A 22030-nucleotide genomic window follows, 5' to 3' on the forward strand; every position below is an offset into this window, starting at 1 on the left:
GATCAACGCGCGCTCACAGGTAGCATTCAGCCCTGTGAGCGCGCGTTTACAGTCGGCTGTCAGTGAAACAACACAGCCGTTTTTTGCAGGGTGACCCAAACGCCCCACGCCAGCGGAATGCCTACCGCCAACCAGGCCGCGACGACCAGAGGCTTGCTGGCAGGCGACGCTGCCCACTCCAGGACGGTGGTGTGATCCGCGCCGACATCGTGACCGTAGGATTGCTCGACAGCCAACGCCTCGTCAGTCATGAAATGCTTGTCGGCCACCGGACGAATCAGCAGGTTGCAGATAAAGCCCAGCACCAGCAGACCCGCGAGGATGTACAGGGTGATGTCGTAGGCGTCAGCGCGTGCAACGCCGATGCTCAACTGATACTCACGCAAGTAGGTGACCAACACCGGCCCCAGTACGCCAGCGGCAGCCCAGGCGGTCAGCAGGCGACCATGAATCGCGCCGACCATTTGCGTACCAAACAGATCCGCCAGATAAGCCGGAACAGTCGCAAAACCACCGCCGTACATCGACAGAACCACGCAGAACGCGGCCACAAACAGCGCAATGCTGCCCACGTGACTCAACGACGGCACTGACGCGTAGAGCAAAAAGCCCAGAAAGAAGAACACGAAGTACGTGGCTTTACGGCCGATGTAATCGGAGAAGGTCGCCCAGAAGAAACGCCCACCGATGTTGAACAGGCTCAGCAACCCGGTAAAACCCGCAGCGATGGCAGCGATCTGCCCCAGTTGAACGGCGTCCAGTTGGCCATACGCCAACCCGTTGCCGAGCAATTTACCGGCGAACACTTCCTGCAGCAGGGGCGAGGCCATGCCGAGGATACCGATGCCCGCCGACACGTTCAGGCACAGCACCAGCCACACCAGAACGAACTGAGGGGTTTTCCACGCCACGCTGACGTGCACATGGCGGTGAGTAATCATCGCGTTGCTGGCTTTCTTTTCCGGAGCAGTCCACCCCTTGGGTTTCCAGCCGGTCGGTGGCACGCGGTAACCCAGGGCACCACCGATCATGAAGACAAAATAGATCGCCGCCATCACCAGGAAGCTCTGCCACACGCCAGCACCTGCGGGCGAAGCAAAATGGCCCATCAAGGCTGCGGCCAGCGGTGCGCCGACCATTGCGCCGCCACCGAAGCCCATGATTGCCATGCCAGTCGCCATGCCGCGCTTGTCCGGGAACCACTTGATCAGCGTCGAGACGGGCGAGATATAGCCCAACCCCAGGCCGATACCACCGATCACCCCAGAGCCCAGCCACATCAGCCAGATCTGGTGGGTGTAAATGCCAAACGCAGAAATCACCAGCCCGCCGCACCAGCACACCGCCGAAACGACGCCTGCCTTACGCGGACCGGAATGCTCCAGCCAACCGCCCCAGATAGCCGCGGAACAGCCCAGGAAGATGAAGAACAGGGTGAAAATCCAGCTCAGCATCGAGATCGGCCAGTCGCAATCCGATGCAAACACCTGGGCCAGGAAGCTCATGTTCGGCGCGCAAGCCACTGGCGCGGCCATGCCAATGGCTTTGGACAGCGGCAACCAGAACACCGAAAAACCGTAGGCCATGCCGATGCACAGATGGATGGCCAATGCTGCCGGGGGTACCAGCCAACGGTTGAAACCGGGCTTGGCGATGATGCGCTCTTTGGACAAGAACGCGGGCTGCGCGACAATGCCGCTCAGCGTAACGTGTGTGCTCATTATTATTTCCCCGAATCGAATGTAGCTCGCAAGGCAATTACGTGTTCTACCCACAACCTTCCATGCACGCAGGCGACGCTTCTTTTATCGGCAGAGATCCCCCGGACGTGACAAAAGGACGCAGGAGGACTGACGAGGGACGGGAGGTTACCATCGCAGTCAATATCGAAGGCTATCTGCCATCACCTTTATTCGCGCTGTCTGGCCCTAATGCCACTACGCTCTACACCACGCACGGTTGATCGAGGAAACGTAATGCCCATCGTCATTGAGTCCGTACATTCAGCCTCTTATCAGGATCAAGAAGATCTGCAGAAGATTTATCGCGATGCACCGGAGTGGCTGCTTGCACCGTTTGGCGATAGCCAGGCGCTGATCACCGCCGGCCTGAGCAATGGCAGCTTGCTGGCTGCACGGTTCAATGACCGCCTGCTGGGTGCCGCTCGCGTGCAACGCCAGGCCAACGTCTGGCAATTGTCGCAGCTGTGCGTGCGCAAACTCACCCGGCGCCGGGGTGTGGCCGAACGCTTGCTGGTCGAGGCGCAAAGAATGGCTCATGAGGCGGGGTGTGAACTGCGCCTGCTGGCGCCAGTCGGACAACTGGAGGCTCAGGCGCTGGCGGCTAAACTCGACTTGCAACTGGACACGCAACAGGCCCTGAACCAAGGGTAGGTCACACCCGGAGGCATCGGCAGCCCGGTTGTTGTTTGTGGAGGCTATACTCGCGGGCTAAATTTTGAATGATTCAATTACAAGGACTCGCCCATGAAAGCGTTCGGCAAAATCCTGGGTCTGGTTATTCTCGGGCTGTTGCTGATCATCGTGGCTCTGGGCTTTGCTCTGAGCCATCTGTTTGATCCCAACGACTATAAAGACGAGATTCGCCAGCTGGCACGCGACAAGGCCCACCTGGAGCTGACACTCAACGGCGACATCGGCTGGAGCCTGTTCCCCTGGCTTGGCCTGGAGTTGCACGACGCCAGCGTGGCGACCCTGACCGCCCCCACCAAACCCTTTGCCGACCTGCAGATGCTCGGGCTCTCCGTGCGCGTCCTGCCGTTATTGCGCCGCGAAGTGCAGATGAGCGATGTCCGCGTCGAAGGCCTCAACCTGACGCTGAACCGCGACGAAAATGGCCATGGCAACTGGGAGGACATTGGGCGTCCGGCACAGCCCGCAACGCCACCCCCGGCTGAACCAGGCGCAGCCGGTCAGCCTGCACAGGTCGCGACAGCAACGCCGGAAAAAACCTCGCAGCCGATCAAGCTGGACATCGACAGCCTGACCGTCAACAACGCGCGCATCGACTTCAACGATGCCAAGAATGGTCGGCAATTCAGCGCCGAAAGCATTCAACTGAGCACCGGCGCAGTGCATGAAGGGACCAACATCCCGGTCAAACTCACTGCGTTCTTCAGTACTAACCAGCCGGTGATCCGCGCCAAGACCGAACTGGCCGGGCAACTGCGTTTCGATCGTGTGCTCAAACGCTACCAATTCGAAGACATGCGCCTGTCCGGCGAAGCATCGGGCGAACCGCTGGACGGGAAAACCCTGACCTTCGCCGCACAAGGCCAACTGCTGATGGACCTGGCCGCCAACGTCGCGGAGTGGAACGGCTTGAAGCTCTCGGCCAACCAACTGCGCGCCTTGGGCGAGCTGCATGTTCGTGACCTGGACAAGACACCGCAACTCAGTGGCGGCCTGTCCATCGCGCAGTTCAACCTGCACGACTTCCTCGAAGGCATCGGTCAGCCGGTACCAGAGATGGCCACTGGCAGCCTGAGCAAGTTCGAAATGGTCAGCCGCCTCACCGGCAGCCCGACCAGCGTGGCCTTCGAAGACCTCAACCTGAAAGTCGACGACAGCACCTTCACCGGACGCCTCGCCGTCGACGACTTCGCCAAACAGGCGCTGCGCGTCCAGCTCAAGGGCGACACCTTCGACGCTGACCGCTATCGCCCAGGCAAGTCCGAAGCCGCCAAAAGTGCCGGTGCAGCACGTAAATCCGAAGTTGAAAGCACCCAAAACCAGGCCTTTGCAGCGAGTGGCGGCACGACCCCGCTGCCGAACGCGCCGACGCAAGGCGCATGGAGCAACACCCAGCTACTGCCGCTGGAGCGCATGCGCAAACTCGATGTCCAGGCTGATCTCAACTTCGGCACGCTGACCCTCAACAAGCTACCGATCCAGAATGCCGTACTCAAAACCCAGGGCCTCGCCGGACAGATCACCCTTGAAAGCCTGCGTGGCGATCTCTACAACGGCAACTTCGAAGTCAAAGGCAACCTCGACGTGCGCCCGGACATCCCGCTGATGAGCGTGCAAACCCGCATCGCCAAAGTGCCCGTCGAACGCTTCATCCAGAGCAAGGACCAAACGCCGCCGGTCAAAGGCCTGCTGACCTTGAACAGCGACCTGACCAGCAAAGGCAACAGCGAAAAAGTCCTGATCGACGGTCTCAACGGCACCGCCAGTTTCATGCTCAACGACGGCGTGCTGGTCAACGCCAACCTGGAACAACAGCTTTGCCAGGGCATCGCCAAGCTCAACCGCAAAACCCTCGACAGCGAACCGCGCGGCAAGGACACCCCGTTCCAGCAACTCAACGGCAATCTGGTCTTTCGTAACGGTGTCGCCAGCAACCCGGACCTCAAAGTGGGCATTCCGGGGCTCACGGTCAAAGGCGATGGTGACGTAGACCTGCGCGTCCTGGGCATGGATTACCGCGTCGCCATCATCATCGAAGGCGACAAGAGCGAGATGCCCGACCCGGCGTGTCAGGTCAACGAGCGTTATGCCGGTATCGAATGGCCCGTGCGCTGCCGTGGTCCTCTGGAGCTGGGCGCCAAAGCCTGCCGCCTGGACAACGAAAAACTGGGTCAAGTCGCGGCGAAACTGGCCGGCGACAAGCTCCAGCAGAAAATCGAAGACAAGCTCGGCGACAAAGTCAGCCCACAACTCAAAGACGCCCTCAAAGGTCTGTTCAATCGATGAAACCCGAGCAATTTTCAGCGGCCGTACTGGAATGGTATGAGCGTCACGGTCGGCATGACTTGCCTTGGCAACAGGGCATCACGCCGTACCGGGTGTGGGTTTCGGAGATCATGCTGCAGCAGACTCAAGTCAGCACCGTGCTCAATTACTTTGACCGGTTCATGGACGCACTGCCGACGGTCCAGGCCCTGGCCGATGCGCCGGAGGACGAAGTACTGCACCTGTGGACCGGGCTGGGCTACTACACCCGCGCACGCAACTTGCAGAAAACCGCAAAAATCGTCGTGGCAGACCACGGCGGCGAGTTTCCCCGCGATGTCGAAAAGCTCACAGAACTGCCGGGGATCGGTCTTTCTACCGCCGGTGCCATCGCCAGCCTGAGCATGGGCTTGCGTGCGCCGATCCTCGACGGCAACGTCAAACGCGTTCTGGCGCGCTACACCGCCCAGGAGGGCTACCCCGGCGAGCCAAAGGTCGCCAAACAGCTGTGGGCCACGGCCGAGTGCTTTACCCCACAGTCACGGGTCAATCACTACACCCAAGCGATGATGGACCTGGGCGCGACCCTGTGCACCCGAAGCAAACCGAGCTGCCTGCTCTGCCCACTGGAAAAAGGCTGTGAAGCGCACCTGCTCGGACTGGAGACTCGCTACCCGATCCCCAAACCGCGCAAAACCATCCCCCAGAGGCGCACGCTGATGCCGATGCTCGCCAACCGCGACGGAGCCATTCTGCTTTACCGGCGCCCGTCCACGGGGCTCTGGGGCGGCTTGTGGAGCCTGCCGGAGCTGGATCACTTCAGCGATCTGGAGCATCTGGCGAATCAACATGCGCTGGAACTGGGCAAACACCACGAACTGCCAGGCCTGATCCACACCTTCAGCCACTTCCAGCTGAGCATCGAACCGTGGCTGGTACAGGTCGAAGAGTCCAGCCACCACGTGGCCGAGGCCGACTGGCTCTGGTATAACCTCGCCACCCCGCCGCGCCTGGGCCTTGCTGCCCCGGTGAAGAAGCTGCTGAAACGCGCAGCCGACGTATTGAACGCAGGAGAGTTGTCATGACCCGCACCGTGATGTGCCGCAAGTACAAAGAAGAACTGCCAGGCCTTGAGCGCCCTCCGTACCCAGGTGCCAAAGGCGAGGACATCTTCAACCACGTCTCACTCAAAGCCTGGGGAGACTGGCAGAAGCACCAGACGCTACTGATCAACGAGCGTCGCCTGAACATGATGAACATCGACGACCGCAAATTCATCCAGGGCGAGATGGACAAGTACCTGTCCGGCGAAGAATACGCCCAGGCCGAAGGCTACGTTCCCCCCGAGAAATAAGCGTTTCCAGCAGGTAAGGGTCGTAAGCGACGGTAATAACTGAAATTTTTTTAACAACACGCTTGACGACCCCCCGAAAAACAAGTCTAATGCGCCCCGTTGCCCAGATAGCTCAGTCGGTAGAGCAGGGGATTGAAAATCCCCGTGTCGGCGGTTCGATTCCGTCTCTGGGCACCATAAATACCGAAAACCCCTGCATCGAAAGATTCAGGGGTTTTTTATTGGGCGCCATTTACAGGTCGATGGCACAGAGCTCGACGCCGGCACCTTGGCTATTCAAAAGGGATGCGCTTCAATAGCCCCCAATGACTCCCCTGCCTGCAAAAGGACCCAAGCCCATGGCCTCGTCAGACAAACAGCAGAAACGCGCCAAACGGGCGAAGACCAAGGCCAGGCAGAACCGCGTGGGCAAGCCTGCGCAGAGCGTCGTCCATCCGGTTCTCGCGTCACCTCTGATCAACCAGCCTTTCGATGACGTCGACATTGACCTGAGCACGTTCGACTTCAAGGACATCCTTGAAAACGGCTTCGATCCGGCCGACTTCGACGACCTGTTCCAGGCCATGAAAGCCGCCGAAGCGATTAGCCAACTGGCAATGTGCGTGGTCTTTCTTCAATACCCAGTACTGGAGCTGGTCATTGCCGAAGAGGAAGAAGAAGACGCCACCGACTTCCTGATGAGCCTGCTCATCGCGTACCGGGCGATGTTCTACGACGAAGACGAAGACGCCGCCGTTGTATGGATGGAAGGCCCGACGTTCCAGACCGACTACAACGAGGCATCACGGATTCTGCAGGAAATGAATAAAACCTCGTTTCACTGAGATTTATCCAGCGGCGGGCAACGCAAACACCCGCACGCCTGATCAGTTTTCTGTCAGGAGCTCTTTTGCCAGGCTTTGGTTTTCCGGTCACACCCGATACCCCCAAACAAAAACGGCCGCAATCATCACTGATCGCGGCCGTTTTGTTTTATCGAGCCCTACAACAGCCCTGCCTCATTAACTCAGTACAGGTTTGCCCTGCCGTATCGCGATGTTGCGGCGTCGTGCCACCAGCAACCCTGCTGCGATGACCAACGCGCTCAACACGCCAGTGGCGAGGATTTCGACGCGGTGTTCTTCCTGGAACAGCATGATGGTCAGTACACCGACGATGAAGACGATGACGGCCCATGTCAGCCCAGGGAACAGCCACATGCGGAAGGCAATGGTCTCGCCATTGGCGGTGCGCTTGTGGCGCAAGCGCAACTGGGAGATGGCGATGACCAGGTACACCAGCAGCGCAATGGCGCCGGAGCTGGCGAGCAGGAAGTCGAAGACCGCCGCCGGTGCGACGTAGTTGGCGAACACTGCCAGGAAGGCCGCCGAGGTGGACAGCATGACCGCCCAGTAAGGCGTGCCGCTGCGGTTGGTGCGTCTTGCAACAGCAGGCGCATCGCCGCGTTTGCCGAGGGAGAAGAGCATCCGCGAAGCGGTGTACAGCGCCGAATTCAAGCAACTGGTTACGGCGACCAACACAACCAGATCGACGATCAGTTTGGCGTTAGGAATGCCCATCATGTCGAGCACGGTCTGATAAGAGCCCAGCTCGGTCAGACGGCTGTCATTCCACGGCACCAGGGCGACGACGAGGAAAATCGACACCAGATAAAACAGGCAAATCCGCCAGATCACCGAGTTGGTGGCCTTGGTGATCTGCTCAGCCGGGTTCTTCGATTCAGCGGCAGCAATCGTAACGATCTCAGTGCCCATGAACGAAAACATGGTGGTCAACATGGCCGCCAGCACAGCGCCCATCCCGTTGGGCATGAAGCCGTGAGTGTCGACCAGATGACTGACGCCGCTGACCTGACTACCAGGCAACAGACCGAAAATCGCCAGAACGCCCAAGATGACGAAACCGATAATGGCCAACACCTTGATCAGGGCAAACCAGAACTCGAACTCACCGTAATGCTTCACGCTGAACAGGTTGGTTGCCGTGAGGAGCAAGGTGATGACAAGCGTGAACGCCCAAATCGCCATGCCGGGAAACCAGGCATGCAGGATTGTCGCGGCGGCGTTGGCTTCAAGAGGGATAACCAGCACCCAGAACCACCAGTACAGCCAACCAATGGTGAAACCGGCCCAATGGCCGATAGCGCGGTCCGCGTAAGTAGAGAACGAACCGGTGTCAGGTGAAGCCACTGCCATCTCGGCCAGCATGCGCATGACCAGAACCACCAGCGTGCCCGCCGCCAGGTAGGCCAACAGCACAGCTGGGCCAGCCTCGGCGATAGCGTGCCCGGAGCCGACGAACAAGCCGGCGCCAATAACGCCGGCGATCGAAAGCATGGTGATGTGTCGCGATTTGAGCCCCTGATCGAGGTCGTTGGAGTTTTGCGCACTGCTCATTAAAACTACCTTTGCAAAGAAGCGAGATTCAGTTCGTCGTACACGTCGCGCACCCCGTAAAAAGAAAGCAACGACGCTGTTCCTTATTTTTTACGCAAGATTTGCGCCAAAATGTGTCGATAACGACGTCGCCCACGGATATACGCGTTCGCGCCACGTTCCATAAGCGTTTGATCGGAATGGCCTTTTGCCATTTTTCAGAATTTGTTACTGAACGCCTCACCCACTTAACGATGGCGTGCATGACAAATACACACAGGGCGCTTTTGTTGCCCCGATGTGGTGCGCGGGCGAAAGGACCCAGAGGATTGCCCCCGAGGCATTAAACCTTTCAACACCCTCTCGAAACTGGCACCATCGCGGCCCTTTTTTGCCCCACCGTCGCTTGACCAACGCACCTTCTGAGGCCCGGTTTGTATCCGCGCGACAGTCTGCGTTAGCAATGCGACAACCCTTCGATAGCCGGAAGCTTGCTTCCAAACGCTATGCTAGCTTGGCGCTCGCCAAGGAAGGCCGCCAACAGCAGGAGCACACAGAACACAATGAGGACCGCACATGGCTGAGGCCACGCCCGCGCTGGAAATCCGTAACTTGCACAAACGCTACGGTTCGCTTGAAGTACTCAAAGGTATTTCGCTGACCGCCCGCGATGGCGATGTGATCTCGATCCTTGGCTCTTCCGGTTCCGGTAAATCCACCCTGCTGCGCTGCATCAATCTGCTGGAAAACCCGCATCAAGGGCAGATTCTGGTGGCCGGTGAAGAACTGAAACTCAAGGCCGCCAAGAATGGCGATCTGATCGCCGCCGACAACAAGCAGATCAATCGCATGCGCAGCGAAATCGGCTTCGTGTTCCAGAACTTCAATCTGTGGCCGCATATGACCGTACTCGACAACATCATCGAGGCGCCGCGTCGCGTACTGGGGCAAAGCAAGGCCGAAGCCATCGAAGTCGCCGAAGCCCTGCTGGCCAAAGTCGGCATTGGCGACAAGCGTCATGTGTACCCGGCCCAACTGTCCGGCGGCCAGCAACAGCGCGCGGCCATCGCCCGCACCCTGGCGATGCAGCCTAAAGTGATCCTGTTCGACGAACCGACCTCGGCCCTCGATCCGGAAATGGTCCAGGAAGTGCTCAACGTGATTCGTGCCCTCGCCGAAGAAGGCCGGACCATGCTGCTCGTGACCCACGAAATGAGCTTTGCCCGCCAAGTGTCCAGCGAGGTAGTGTTCCTGCATCAGGGCCTCGTCGAAGAACAGGGATCGCCGCAACAGGTGTTTGAAAACCCCCTGTCGGCGCGCTGTAAACAATTCATGTCCAGCAACCGTTAACGGAGCAACACGAATGCAGACCTACAAAAAATTTCTCCTGGCCGCTGCCGTCACCCTGACATTCGCGACCAGTGCCTTTGCCGCAGAAAAAATGAAAATGGGCATCGAAGCCGCCTACCCTCCATTCAATAACAAAGATGCCAGCGGCCAGGTCGTGGGCTTCGACGTCGACATCGGCAACGCCCTTTGCGCCAAGATGAAAGTCGAGTGCGAGATCGTCACGTCCGACTGGGACGGCATCATTCCGGCCTTGAACGCGAAGAAATTCAATTTCCTGATCTCCTCGATGTCGATCACCGAAGAACGCAAACAAGCCGTCGACTTCACCGACCCGTACTACTCCAACAAACTGCAATTCGTGGCGCCCAAGGCCACCGATTTGGTCATCGACAAGGCCACCCTCAAGGAAACCCTGAAAGGCAAAATCATTGGCGCCCAGCGTGCGACGCTGGCGGGCACCTGGCTTGAAGACAACCTGGGCGACACCGTCACCATCAAGCTCTATGACACCCAGGAAAACGCCTACCTCGACCTGACCTCCGGGCGTGTCGATGCACTCCTGGCAGACAAGTTCGTCAACTACGAATGGCTTAAAAGCGATGCGGGCAAAAACTTTGAATTCAAAGGCGACCCGGTGTTCGACAACGACAAGATCGGCATCGCCGTGCGCAAGGACGATCCGTTGCGTGAGGAGCTGAACAAAGCGCTGAAAGAAATCATCGCCGACGGCACCTACAAGAAAATAAACGACAAGTATTTCCCGTTCAGTATTCTCTGACCTGCCCGACGGGCACCGCCGCTTCTTGTTTCAGTAACAGCGTCGCGGTGCCGGTCCCTAGCAAAGCCTGCCTATGAACATTGATATCTACGGATTCGGCCCGGCCCTTGCGGCTGGCGCGCTGATGACCGTCAAACTTGCCCTGTCGGCGTTATGCCTGGGGCTGGTGCTCGGTCTGCTCGGCGCCTTGGCAAAAACATCACCCTACAAGTCCCTGCAATGGCTTGGCGGTACCTACTCGACGCTGGTGCGTGGCATCCCGGAATTGCTCTGGGTCCTGCTGATCTACTTCGGCACAGTCAACCTGATGCGCAGCATCGGCGAAGCACTCGGCAAACCCGACCTTGAGCTGAACGCCTTCGCGGCCGGGGTGATCGCGCTTGGCTTGTGCTTTGGCGCGTATGCGACCGAAGTGTTCCGAGGGGCCATCCTCGCCATCCCCAAAGGTCATCGCGAAGCCGGGATGGCGCTGGGCATGTCCACCTCGCGGATCTTCATCAAACTGATCATGCCGCAGATGTGGCGCATCGCCCTGCCCGGCCTGGGCAACCTGTTCATGATCCTGATGAAGGACACCGCACTGGTGTCGGTGATCGGCCTTGAAGAAATCATGCGCCACTCGCAGATCGCCGTGGGCTTCACCAAACAGGCGTTCACCTTCTATATGGTCGCCGCCTTCATGTACCTGGGGCTGACAGTCCTGGCGATGATCGGCATGTACCTGCTGGAAAAACGCGCCGCACGCGGTTTCTTGAGGAGTTCGTCATGAACTGGGAAGTCATCATCAAATGGCTGCCAAGGCTGGCTCAGGGCGCAACCCTGACCCTGGAGCTGGTCGCCATCGCAGTGGTCGCCGGGCTGATTCTGGCGATACCCCTGGGCATCGCGCGCTCGTCACGGCATTTGTCCGTACGTGCCTTGCCGTACGCGTACATTTTCTTCTTCCGCGGTACGCCACTGCTGGTGCAGTTGTTTCTGGTCTATTACGGGCTGGCGCAATTCGACTCGGTACGGGCGAGCGCGCTGTGGCCGTATCTGCGCGACCCGTTCTGGTGTGCGACCGTCACCATGACCCTGCACACGGCAGCCTACATCGCCGAGATCCTGCGAGGCGCGATCCAGGCCATCCCGCCGGGCGAAATCGAAGCGGCGCGGGCGCTGGGCATGTCCAAGTGGAAAGCCCTGTTCTACATCATCCTGCCGCGCGCCTCGCGCATCGGGCTGCCGGCCTACAGCAACGAAGTGATTCTGATGCTCAAAGCCAGCGCGCTGGCCAGCACCGTCACCCTGATGGAACTGACCGGCATGGCACGCACCATCATCGCCAGAACCTACCTGCCGGTCGAAATATTCTTCGCCGCCGGGATGTTCTACCTACTGATGGCTTACGTTCTGGTACGCGGTTTCAAGCTACTGGAACGCGTACTGCGCGTGGACGCCTGCCAAGGGCGCTGATACAAACGCGCGGGTGAATGGAGCAGCCTGAATACTCCACTCATCCGCGCCGCGCCTGTGGATAAGTCTGTTAATAACAATTCGAGAAACGCACGAAAACCGTAGCGTGCTAGCTAAATCAGCCATTGATCAATTTTCGATCACACCTTAAACCAACGAAAAAACAGCAAGTTGCGACAGTTGAGAACGGTTCCACAAAATCAGCCTTTCGCGCTCCATCCCTAGCTCCGATTGTGCATAAGCATTCCAGCAAAAGTGAATATGGCCCACAAAGCCATTGCTTTACCGGCAGTACATAGCCAACCACACCTGCACACCCCTTGATCAAAACAAGGGAAAAACCCCGACTGGCTGGGGAGGATCAGGGAGGCCGTAGGACAGAAGCCGCGAAAAAGCCCACCGCTGAAAGTTTTTGCAATCGAATCAGTCAGCTAGGGGTTTACAACCCAAAAAATCTGGATATACTCTGCGCCCATCACGCCGGTATAGCTCAGTTGGTAGAGCAACTGACTTGTAATCAGTAGGTCCCGAGTTCGACTCTTGGTGCCGGCACCATACGAAACACCAAACGAGGCTCACCGAAAGGTGGGCCTTTTTTGTTTGCGCACGGAAAAGAACGTCCATATTCCGTCCACGCTGCTTGACGCGAAACCCGTGGGAGCGCACTTAGCCACGACGGCGTCTTCGCTGACCCACGCGCGACGACCCATTCCGACAAACCGCAGGCTGAATAGCTATCAAGCTTGAGACAGGTCACCGGATCTTACGGGCGTAATTTGCGCGGACAAATCGGCCTATGTAGCTGTTCAGCCCCCTTCCAGCACGAGCTAGGCTCTGCAGCTCGGCAACAGATGCTGCGCCAGGCCTTGTTGAGTCGTACAGATATTGGGATCGGTCTTTGAACTCAACCACGATAAACCCCGCACCTATCTCGTAGCCAACAACCCCCGAATCTCCGCTCAAATTACTATAGTGCTCCATACTTCCTTCCCTAGTCAGCGCGATGGCAATTCGCCAGCCAAAGGAACTTAGTCTGGATACCTGTAATTGTCGAACCGGGGAGCTGTTTCAGTCTTATTATTTTCTGAGGCCATGCGCGCCCAAGGTCAGGAGCGCTCTGGCGCAGGGCCTACTGTGAACTTTGGCTGATGGTGCGGCAGCCGACAGAATCGACTGCACCAAGCTGACAGCCAGGCATGCCCCGGTCATCGCGTCACTACCTTCACCTGACTCGGATCTCGCGGCGTAGCTCTCGTCAGCCAGCGCAGCCTCCACCCGCCCACGTCTTCGGAAGTGTTCAGGAGGCCAGATCATGAGATGCCCAAGCTCCCGGGATGCGCTCCCCGGTCGGAAAGAGCCGTCAGTCCCGCGTTAGTGGACAACCCTCACAGGTCGCAGGGACCTTGATCCCTGATAACACTCAACATTCTTGGCGGGATGACGTGGGGAAAGGCTTCAACGGTTTGGCTTCGCGAGGAGTTTGATCATGGCATTGGCGGGTAGGCAGGATGGGCGCAATTTTGGCTATGGTCGGCAATTGAGTTATGCCGGGCCCCAGGCGCTGCAGGACATGTTTGGCGGTGGGCATTACGGCACGGTCAAGGCGCACAGTGATCGCTGGCAGGCGTTTGTAAGCTGGTGTCGGTTGGAGGATGGGGCAACCCGGTGTTGAGCGTCTGGCGTGCATGGCCCATGCGCGACGCAAGTTCGTGGACGCGCAAAAAGTGCAGCCCAAGGGCAAGACGGGACGTGCCGATATCGCGCTGACGATGATCATCAAGCTGTATGGCATCGAGCGTGAACTCAAGGATGCCCGCGATGAGCAGCGTTTTACTGGCCGTCAGGAAAAGAGCCTACCAATCCTGAGCCAACTAAAAAACTGGCTGGAGAAAACGCAGTCGCAGGTGATGCCACAAAGCGTGCTGGGCAAGGCCGTTAACTATCTGGCCAGCAACTGGAGCCGGCTGGAGCGCTACGTGGAGGCTGGGTTTTACCGATCGACAACAACGCCGCCGAAAGAGCGATAAAGCCGTTTGTGATCGGGCGCAAGGCATAGCTGTGCAGCGACACGCTCAAAGGCGCGACTGCCAGCGCGCAGATCTACAGCTTGGTCGAGACCGCCAAGGTCAACGGCCAAGAGCCCTATACGTGGCTGCGCCACGTACTGGAAAAGCTGCCACATGCGCGGTCGGTAGCGGATTACGAAGCGTTGTTGCCGTGGAACTGCTCGCCAGAGATGCCACGGTAAACGAGGCGGCAGTCTGGCGGTAGGTGTAGTTCATGGATCAGATACTTTCGACCGGCTCATGTTTTTTGAACCTCAAGTAGCGAGGGCATGAAAAAACGGTGGGTACTTCAGACCTTTCCCAGGCAAGTCCTGGCGGCTCAAGCACTAGACGAAAGTCTCCATCCATAGCAGATAACAAGTGAGGAGCCCCTGCAGAGTAAGACCTACGTAACACCGTCACCACCAAAACGCTCGGAATCCTGAGTGTACTCAACCAACAGCTAAATATCTAAGCTGCTTGAGCAGTGTTACGGATAAAATATTTCAAGAAATTTTTTATCCGTAACAGACAGCTAGAGCAACCTTTAAACATAAATGTTAGCTGGATAAACAACTATCCTCATAATAACTGACCGCCCAATCATTACAGAATTTCGTAACTTGCCATGACTCCAAGCTGATAATCGACTGATTTGACATCGTAATTGGAATCTGCGAAATGGTGGCCTCGATTTTATTGGCCTCCCCAGGCATATCGTTCTTCCAAATATTTTTTGCATGCAGCAAAAAATATAAGGATTCCTGCAAACGTTGCTGCAATGCTAAAATATCACCAATCCATTTCGCAGCATAACCCAAATTGTGCCGATTAAAAAAATTCACCTTATCATCATTTAAAGCTCTATATGACTTAACAGTAAAAAATAGCGCGTCGTCCTGTTGATTTAAGTAAAGAAGGCATCGTCCTATATTTCCATATTTAGAGGTGTATGCAGAGTCATTTTTGTCTTTACGCAATTCATCTAAGCTTTTTGATTCACAGAAATATCTTAAAGCTTTTTCGACATTATCAGCTTCTCGGGAATCTCTGAGCGAAAGATGGTAACGGTGTTTTCCTGCCCAGCTATCGGTTTCGCCGAGCATATCGATTAGATCAGATGCGCTTCTCCCCTCCCGTATAGCCTGCTGAAAGTCTCCGACTGACCATTGCTTGTAACAAATCGCAGACTTTGCAAGTATCATATTGGCGTCAGGAGAGTTGAAGACCTTCAAATATTCAGCCATATACTTATCAAACAGCGCATAGCTGCCAAAATCGATAACTCTCGTAAAGAAATTATCTATAAAGTCAAAGAAGCCGTGAATACCAGTGACTTTTTTATGCGTCCAAACAACTTTATTTAAAAGTATATCTGCCAGCCGCAGAAACTCCTCACAATAACCCGATATTTGAAAGGAGTCACTTGTCGTCCTCAATTCATTCACAGCATCTTGAGTCTTGCCAGTATTTATTAAAATCTCAATTTTTTTAATGATTACGTCGAGATCCTCAGACCCCAACACCATCCCAAATTTGTTTTTAAGCAGGACGATAAACCCGTCCAGATAGCTCACATACAATGCAATGTAACTCTCCTGCTCCTCCTTCCCGTAATTAACCTTAATAAATTCCCTTACTAGAGGGTGAAGCTCTACATTTCTGGTACCCTCCTTAACGACTATTAAATTTAGCGCCGTTAGTGCTTTAAGGGCTTTTGCAAACTGATTGTAATTGATCTTCTTAGAAACTATTTTGGATAAATCTTCCTCCGCCTCCGAGATATTGGCTATAGATAGGGTGCGAAGGATTATTTTTTCACGCTCTTTTAGTCCTGACCAAACATTCTCCAAAATTGTTTCGGATATAATGCTTGATATATTGCTGTTATTTCTAGTTTCGGGAACGTGTTGACTCTCAATTCTTTTTAGAAGCGAGTCAATTTGTGTAATATCCGTCCTAGACTGGGCCAAAATAAGTCCCATCCATAGAGGATGTCCTTTAGTCGCACTATTTAAACGAAGAGCTATATCATGGAGCTCTTGATGATGCAGTTTTGGGTGGTACTTCCCTATAAGTTCCTTAACATCATCAAACTCCAGCCCTTCAAGTTGCACTTGATAAAAACCTATACCCGCAAAATGAATAAATGGGCGACAAGTAAAAATGAATTTAGAATTATGAGGCGTTTTCAAGGCCTTGTGGAAAAATATTGACATATCTCCAGAAGGAGTAAACTTCTGAAGGTCAATGTACTTATCTATATTATCAAAAACGAAAATTCCTTTTTGAGAGCCCAGCTCATCAAAAAAAGCATTTACAAGAGCTTCTGTTTCCAAACCAATTAACTGACGAGTTTTAAGCTTACCGCCTGAAACTATTTCAATAAGCTGGAAAAGCTTACTTTGTAAATTTAAATCCTCTTCTTTGAAGTCACGCCAATCACAGAATACATAATCTGATTTATCAGTTTCAGCTAGCACCTTTGAAGCAAGCGCAGATTTTCCTTGTCCTCCGATCCCGGTAACAAAGCAAACTTTATGCGTACTCATTAACGACTTTAGTTCTTCGGTTCGGCCAGTCCAATGCTCGATTTTTGGAGGTGTATCATTGCCAATATGGAGCTGTATTCCTGTTTCAGGAAGAAGACTTTCCATCTTAATAGAATTTTCACTACTTAACTCTGTCAACGCAACACCAATGGCAGCAGGCATTTCTGGATATGTTGACTTATATGTAGCAAGCTGTTTTAACAGATTAGGCAGATCTGTGTGAGATTCAATTTTAACAACATCAACAAAGTCATGGTCGACCGGGCCACTCGACACGATAAAGTGCTCTTTTCCTAGCCCTTTATATATCTGATTTAATCTGTCAAATAAGTTAGCCACATAGTTATCACTCATGCTAAAACCAATAAATAAGCATGAATACGAGGAAACAAGCTTCTCTAATTGAAATTTGGCCAGCTCATTTCCTGCCCCATACAACTTCTCGTAATCCGAAGTAAATATCACAGCATTATCGATTGCCGAGCATGATCCATGAATTTTTAGTACAAATTCGTCTAGTTCGTCAGTTTTTTGCAAGCTATATGGGCTTGAGGTATCGATAGCTTTGATACCTGTATTGTGCTCTAATAAATTATCATAATTAGTCGTTATGACTTTCCTACTGATACAAGTAATACTTTTATATATCTCGCTCTCGATTAGCTTTGAGGTCTCATTTTCAAAGTGCCTATAAATTTCCCGGCAGTTAACTTGTTTTATCTTATCTAAGGCTTCGAGAGGGGTGATAACTTCCGCTTCCAAGGCAGATATAAAGTTATTCCCCTTAGCAATCGCCGGATCCATCAATGTGGTAATTACAATATCCTTCCATAATGGAAGGCCCGCACTTCTAGAAACCCCCGCCCCAATAAATATTAATAATTTATCGTCTTTTATTGCTTTTTGTAGGTTGTATGGTATTTCAAACTGCATAAATATTCTCTTATGAGGACATTAGCCAATTTTCAAGTTTTCCCACCATGCAGCGCTACAGCTAAATGAGGGCAGAGTACGTCTGTGGCGACGTTGAGTACATAGGAACACCAAAATCCAGTATTTTTGGCCTTTCAGGACGAGACAGGAAAAGTAAATTGCAATTTCTTGCATTTTAAACAGGTCCATCGTCGCTGCATATTAATCAGGTGTATGCAGCCTAGGCGAAGGCTAGCAAAATGCCATCGTTCGGTCTACAACGCTCTTCTTGGTTAGCGACACAAAAGATCGCGCCATTGAGAATGGCGGTCATAAGCACGGCTTTTCATTACCGTCCAATCTGTTATCCAACATAAGAGATTCGGATGGCCATGAGAGGTGCAAAGAATATCAACTGTTCTAGTGCATGTAAGCTATGCAGACCAAGGCAGTGTGTAGCGGCAGGTCTAGTCAATCCTCAACAAACTAATAACTCGTATTTTCAGAAACTAACCTACAGACTTCAGAAAAAATGGCTCGATTTTCGGTCAGCGGCAACAGCTATAGGTCATCTAGCGAAACCTTAACCCGCTGCGGCGCTGCGAGGCGCTCGCGCACCGTTGCGATCAAGGCTTCATCATCTTCGGTCATGAGGACCGGCTTGAAGGGCAACTGCCCGCGCTCGGCCACATACTGCAAGGCTTGGCGCATCAGTTCGGAAGGGGTCACGCCGAGTTTTTCAAGCTCGCGGTACGCACGCGCCTTGAGGTCGTCGTCGATACGGACATTGATGGACGCCATTGGATAGCCCTCACTGTAATGACATTGGTCTTTACAGTGAGGGCAAATGTTCGGTTCGGCAAGCCTGCTCGCAGCTCACCTGTCGGGTACGGAAAGCGCTCGATGCCCATCGATGCCGGGTTCGATTCCACGAAAAGATATAACTAGCTGATTTATTTATAGTTACTAATTGGAGGACGCCAAACGCTTCATCTCGGCCACCGTACGGGTCAGTTCATCGGCGAGCGGGCTTGGCAGGCGAGTCTGGAAGACGCTTGCCAGTTGATCGTAGTACCACAGGGTGCCGTCCTTCCCCGCGTTGAAACGAGAGAACATCTTGGGGCCATGGGTATTGAGATCGCTCACGATTGCGCGAGCGTTGTGCAGTTTGTCGCAGCCGGAGACCAGCAAGGTCTCCGCAGACGCATCGTGCAGGTGGTCCAAATAGCGCTGCTTCCGGGTATGCCAATCACCCTTCTCGCCATGTTCATCCGGTACGCCATCGGTGCAGCCGAGCACGATGCGGGTGACCCGCTCGCCGAACTGCGCTCGGATCTGTGCTTCGGCATGCGTGCCGGCATCTTCCACTGCATCGTGGAGCAGGCCCGCGATGGTCTGATCTTCATCCCCGCCGTGCTCCATCACCAGGCATGCGACACCCATCAGGTGGGACAAATAGGGAATACCGGTGGCCTTGCGGGTTTGATCGGCGTGAAGTGTTGTCGCCAGGGCGACGGCGTCTGCGACTCGACGTGAAGGCTGGAAATTCGGACTCATTGCGACCCTCAAAAATATAGTTTTTACACATTTAAAGACTACGGTCATTAATAGTCAGGCCTCATCCACAGGCCTGACTTCGCCCACCAGTAGCCTAGTATGCACAGCACGTTCGTATCAGTTCGCGGGTACGGTGATCACCGGCGCCTGCGGCGGTACGCCGGTTTCGGCCAGGGAGAACAGCACGAGAATGAACAGGAATTCAGATTTGGATTTCATATCACGGTCGTCGATCCAGAACCAATAGTCACGATAGCGAACGGCGGAATACGCATCGGCGGGTCGCTCCGCGCTTGAGTGGATACGTACCAGTGGGTCGTCCCACGGGCTTGGGTTATCGGGTGCGGCAGCTGCCGGGCTTGCGCGTCCTTCCTTCAGATGCTGGGGAGGCACCTCGATCGTCGCGGCGAGTTCCAGGAATATTTCCGACATGGAGCGCGTGAGCAGGGCGACCTCCGTATCGCCCCTCGACACCATACCGAAGGTCAATGTCAGTTCACTCGTGTCGGGACGCAGGTGAAGGGTTTCTCGCACGTAACGGCTGTCCTTCAGGACGTTTTCGGGAACGCCCTGATTGATCATGACCAGAACCGCGTCTTCGCCAGCGCCGGGATTAATTCGCATGCCCAGCGATTCCGACCGCTGTATCCGTCTTAGCGTTTCAAGCACCTGATAGAAACGTGGGTCCGCAGCCCGGGCACGGGTGGGCGATGCGGATCGGTTGTAGACGCCGTTAATCGCGCGGGTCGTCAATTGCAGCACGCGATCCACGGGATAACCCGCCTGGACAAGGGCGAACACGGAAGCCGGAGACAGCGGGTGCAGCAGGTAGCGTGAGAATTTCTCCCCGGAGAGCGGTGTGTAGCTGATCGTCGGACGGTCCGTGTAACGACCGTATGCACCGATGGCCTGGCTATCTCCATCGTTAGGCCACCCCGAAAACCAGCTCGCGCCCAGGCTGACCTGACTCTCCATCGCGGTGGAGCTGATCATCGACGTGACATCCAGGTACACCGGCACGTCCCCATAGCGCAACTTGACGACATTGAGCAGCGTCTGTTCTTTCCAGGTCGTGGAAAGAACACCGCCATAGTCTGTGCGATCGCGCTGAATCGAGGTTGGTCCCATCGTCCCGCACCCACCCAAGTAGCAGGCTGCGGTGAGCAATGCTACACAGCGGATCGGCGTCATCAATCTTCCTCTATCAGCGCTTTGATCCGTCCGGACTTCTCTGCGGCCACCAGCGCCGCGTGGTCTTTTGCATTCTGGTCTGCATAGGTCAGGGCAAATTCGCCGATGGCCTGGTCGAAGGTGTCCGATTTGCCCAGGTAGCCACTGATCAACGCCGCATCCCCGGATTTGGCGTGGGCACGGGCCAGGGTAAGACCGCACAGCTCGGCGTACATCTTCATTTGTTCGGCCGATGCGCCTTCTATAGGCGCGGACATTTTCATGTCCCGTAACTGGCGCACAAAGAAATCCCGGCCTTTTTGGCCTTGCGTCCAGCCCAGAAAAATATCGCTGGAGGACTGCATCAGCCGCTGCCCCGTGACAACGCGCTGCCCGTGATTTTCATAAACGCTCTTGCCCGCATAAGGCTCGAGTACGGAGGGACAGGCTTCCTTGAATTGCAGGAGCAACGGGTGGTTTTCTGCGGAAAAAAACAGACCGACAAAGCAATAGGTACCCACGCTGCCGATGCCGACGGCTTTGAGGGCGATGTCTTCCAGGCGGTAACGATCGAAGAGCACACGGCGTTCGTGCGGCAGGGATAATCGATAATCCTCCAATGCCATATAAACGCGCTGCTCGAAGTCCTTTTCATATATGTGAAAGAGTATGGGCGGTTGATCGATCAGGCGCCGCCGCCCCCCGACTTCGCCACTGATCGTGGGATAAAGGTAATCGCCAACACGCGTCTTTGCTTTTTCAATCAATTGCTCCCGCGTCTTTTTGACTTTGGCATTGGGGGCCATATCGACAATCGTTTGGGCATCCAGACGGTCGTACCAGACCTCCAGTGGACTCAGTTTCGAACATTCGCGCAGACGCTCGCGGTAAGCACGCACACATTCGACGGCGCTCGCCTCGGCCTCCTTGTCGGTGAGGCGGTTACCGCGTGCGGCCACGGCAAAACTGATCGCCAGACGCTTGATATCCCACTCCCACGGTGCGGGCGTCGTTTCGTCGAAATCGTTAATGTCGAAAATCAGATTGCGCTCAGGGGTCGCAAACAATCCGAAGTTCAATAGGTGGCAATCCCCGCAGGCCTGTACCTGAATACCCGTGTTCGGGGTGGCGGCCAAGTCATAAGCCATCAACCCTGAAGAGCCGCGCAGAAAAGTGAATGGACTGCGCAACATACGCCCGTAGCGGACAGGCACCAGACTGGGTAACCGATACCGGTTGGACTCTTCAAGGATGTCGATAGGATCGCGGTGTTTGCGCGGTGGTTTCCATACGGCGTGACTCGAATGTGGCATGCCTTCAAGCAAGCTCTCGCCTGCATGCAAGCGTTCTTTGCGCGAGCGAAAGACCGGCTCGAAAATTCCGAATTCCTCTGCTTTCGTTTTACTTTTGGTCGTCTTTTTCTTGTCGGCAGACATGTCCACTCCTTTGCTCAACGAAATTCAACTCGCTAGGGCGCCAGAACTAGTCAAACCACGGCCAGCCATTAGGCTTAGTGCTTACTGGGTAAGCTTATTTATTGTATTTTCCAACGCGTCTAAATAACTGACGCGAACAATCCTCTCCGCCGTTTTTCCAGCGGAATCATGGCAAAAAAACAATGAATAATCGTCACTGAGACAAGCGTAGCAGCTGCAATCCGGGGTGCTGGCGGCTCTGCGATACGCTCGCTCGAATGAGGTCGACGAGCGTGGAAGGAGTGGCTCGGCTTGGGCGCAACGGCTCAAACCGGCAGGCCCCTCTCAACCTCTGAGGGGCCACGGCTTG

16 protein-coding genes, 2 tRNA genes and 2 pseudogenes are annotated in these 22030 nt (G+C 55.1%); 13 read left to right on the plus strand and 7 right to left on the minus strand.

Annotation, left to right across the window (positions count from 1 at the left end; all coding sequences use genetic code 11):
* Window positions 1-59 precede the first annotated feature (59 nt).
* The gene (locus K0F75_RS19825; RefSeq protein ID WP_219063670.1) at window positions 60-1721 is read right to left on the minus strand and encodes an OFA family MFS transporter; all 1662 of its coding nucleotides are present in this window, start codon (window positions 1719-1721) and stop codon (window positions 60-62) included.
* A gap of 255 nt (window positions 1722-1976) precedes the next feature.
* On the opposite strand from K0F75_RS19825, the gene K0F75_RS19830 reads away from it, so the two are divergent.
* The 6 genes from K0F75_RS19830 to K0F75_RS19855 all read left to right on the plus strand — a co-directional run bounded on the left by K0F75_RS19830 (window position 1977) and on the right by K0F75_RS19855 (window position 6875).
* Window positions 1977-2393: an acetyl-CoA sensor PanZ family protein gene (locus tag K0F75_RS19830; protein WP_219063671.1), complete on the plus strand. Its 417-nt coding sequence runs from the start codon at window positions 1977-1979 to the stop codon at window positions 2391-2393.
* Window positions 2394-2486: 93 nt separating this feature from the next.
* Complete coding sequence (locus K0F75_RS19835) at window positions 2487-4718, plus strand: AsmA family protein (RefSeq protein WP_219063672.1); 2232 nt, start codon at window positions 2487-2489, stop codon at window positions 4716-4718.
* Window positions 4715-5782, plus strand: coding sequence for an A/G-specific adenine glycosylase (mutY, locus tag K0F75_RS19840; protein ID WP_219063673.1), 1068 nt, complete (start codon window positions 4715-4717; stop codon window positions 5780-5782). The genes K0F75_RS19835 and mutY overlap by 4 nt, the downstream gene beginning before the upstream one ends.
* Window positions 5779-6051, plus strand: a complete 273-nt coding sequence (locus tag K0F75_RS19845; protein WP_219063674.1) for an oxidative damage protection protein — start codon at window positions 5779-5781, stop codon at window positions 6049-6051. The genes mutY and K0F75_RS19845 overlap by 4 nt, the downstream gene beginning before the upstream one ends.
* Before the next feature lie 101 nt (window positions 6052-6152).
* Window positions 6153-6228 (plus strand) — tRNA-Phe (locus K0F75_RS19850).
* 161 nt (window positions 6229-6389) lie between these two features.
* Window positions 6390-6875 carry a hypothetical protein gene (locus K0F75_RS19855; RefSeq protein WP_219063675.1) on the plus strand — a complete coding sequence of 162 codons (486 nt, stop codon included), beginning with the start codon at window positions 6390-6392 and terminating at the stop codon, window positions 6873-6875.
* A gap of 177 nt (window positions 6876-7052) precedes the next feature.
* Here K0F75_RS19855 and gabP read toward each other — a convergent pair whose 3' ends face one another.
* Window positions 7053-8447, minus strand: a complete 1395-nt coding sequence (gene gabP / locus K0F75_RS19860; protein ID WP_219063676.1) for a GABA permease — start codon at window positions 8445-8447, stop codon at window positions 7053-7055.
* A 555-nt stretch (window positions 8448-9002) separates the two neighbouring features.
* On the opposite strand from gabP, the gene K0F75_RS19865 reads away from it, so the two are divergent.
* The 7 genes and pseudogenes from K0F75_RS19865 to K0F75_RS19895 form a co-directional block, all read left to right on the plus strand.
* The gene (locus tag K0F75_RS19865) at window positions 9003-9776 is read left to right on the plus strand and encodes an ABC transporter ATP-binding protein (protein ID WP_219063677.1); all 774 of its coding nucleotides are present in this window, start codon (window positions 9003-9005) and stop codon (window positions 9774-9776) included.
* A gap of 13 nt (window positions 9777-9789) precedes the next feature.
* Window positions 9790-10554 (plus strand): ABC transporter substrate-binding protein, encoded by a 765-nt coding sequence (locus K0F75_RS19870; protein ID WP_219063678.1) that lies wholly within the window; start codon window positions 9790-9792, stop codon window positions 10552-10554.
* A 73-nt stretch (window positions 10555-10627) separates the two neighbouring features.
* The gene (locus K0F75_RS19875; protein ID WP_219063679.1) at window positions 10628-11323 is read left to right on the plus strand and encodes an ABC transporter permease; all 696 of its coding nucleotides are present in this window, start codon (window positions 10628-10630) and stop codon (window positions 11321-11323) included.
* Window positions 11320-12009, plus strand: coding sequence for an ABC transporter permease (locus tag K0F75_RS19880; protein ID WP_219063680.1), 690 nt, complete (start codon window positions 11320-11322; stop codon window positions 12007-12009). The genes K0F75_RS19875 and K0F75_RS19880 overlap by 4 nt, the downstream gene beginning before the upstream one ends.
* 479 nt (window positions 12010-12488) lie before the next feature.
* Window positions 12489-12564, plus strand: a tRNA-Thr gene (locus K0F75_RS19885).
* 931 nt (window positions 12565-13495) lie between these two features.
* Window positions 13496-13666, plus strand: a pseudogene (locus tag K0F75_RS19890) (integrase); the annotation flags it as partial.
* 1 nt (window position 13667) lies between these two features.
* Window positions 13668-14257, plus strand: a pseudogene (locus K0F75_RS19895) (IS66 family transposase); the annotation flags it as partial.
* Window positions 14258-14614: 357 nt separating this feature from the next.
* Here K0F75_RS19895 and K0F75_RS19900 read toward each other — a convergent pair.
* The 5 genes from K0F75_RS19900 to K0F75_RS19920 form a co-directional block, all read right to left on the minus strand.
* A complete protein-coding gene (locus tag K0F75_RS19900; protein WP_219063682.1) occupies window positions 14615-17539 on the minus strand; it encodes an SIR2 family protein in 2925 nt (974 codons plus the stop codon).
* A 540-nt stretch (window positions 17540-18079) separates the two neighbouring features.
* Window positions 18080-18319 carry a type II toxin-antitoxin system RelB/DinJ family antitoxin gene (locus K0F75_RS19905; protein ID WP_027911784.1) on the minus strand — a complete coding sequence of 80 codons (240 nt, stop codon included), beginning with the start codon at window positions 18317-18319 and terminating at the stop codon, window positions 18080-18082.
* A gap of 165 nt (window positions 18320-18484) precedes the next feature.
* Window positions 18485-19075 carry an HD domain-containing protein gene (locus tag K0F75_RS19910; protein WP_219063683.1) on the minus strand — a complete coding sequence of 197 codons (591 nt, stop codon included), beginning with the start codon at window positions 19073-19075 and terminating at the stop codon, window positions 18485-18487.
* Between the two features lie 117 nt (window positions 19076-19192).
* Entirely contained in the window at window positions 19193-20203 is a 1011-nt protein-coding gene (locus K0F75_RS19915; protein ID WP_257604443.1) for a hypothetical protein, read from the minus strand.
* A gap of 62 nt (window positions 20204-20265) precedes the next feature.
* Window positions 20266-21681 carry a DUF2252 domain-containing protein gene (locus tag K0F75_RS19920; RefSeq protein ID WP_257604444.1) on the minus strand — a complete coding sequence of 472 codons (1416 nt, stop codon included), beginning with the start codon at window positions 21679-21681 and terminating at the stop codon, window positions 20266-20268.
* Between the last annotated feature and the right edge of the window lie 349 nt (window positions 21682-22030).

The organism is Pseudomonas sp. UMAB-08, from assembly GCF_900095225.1.
In the GTDB taxonomy this organism is placed as follows: Bacteria; Pseudomonadota; Gammaproteobacteria; order Pseudomonadales; family Pseudomonadaceae; genus Aquipseudomonas.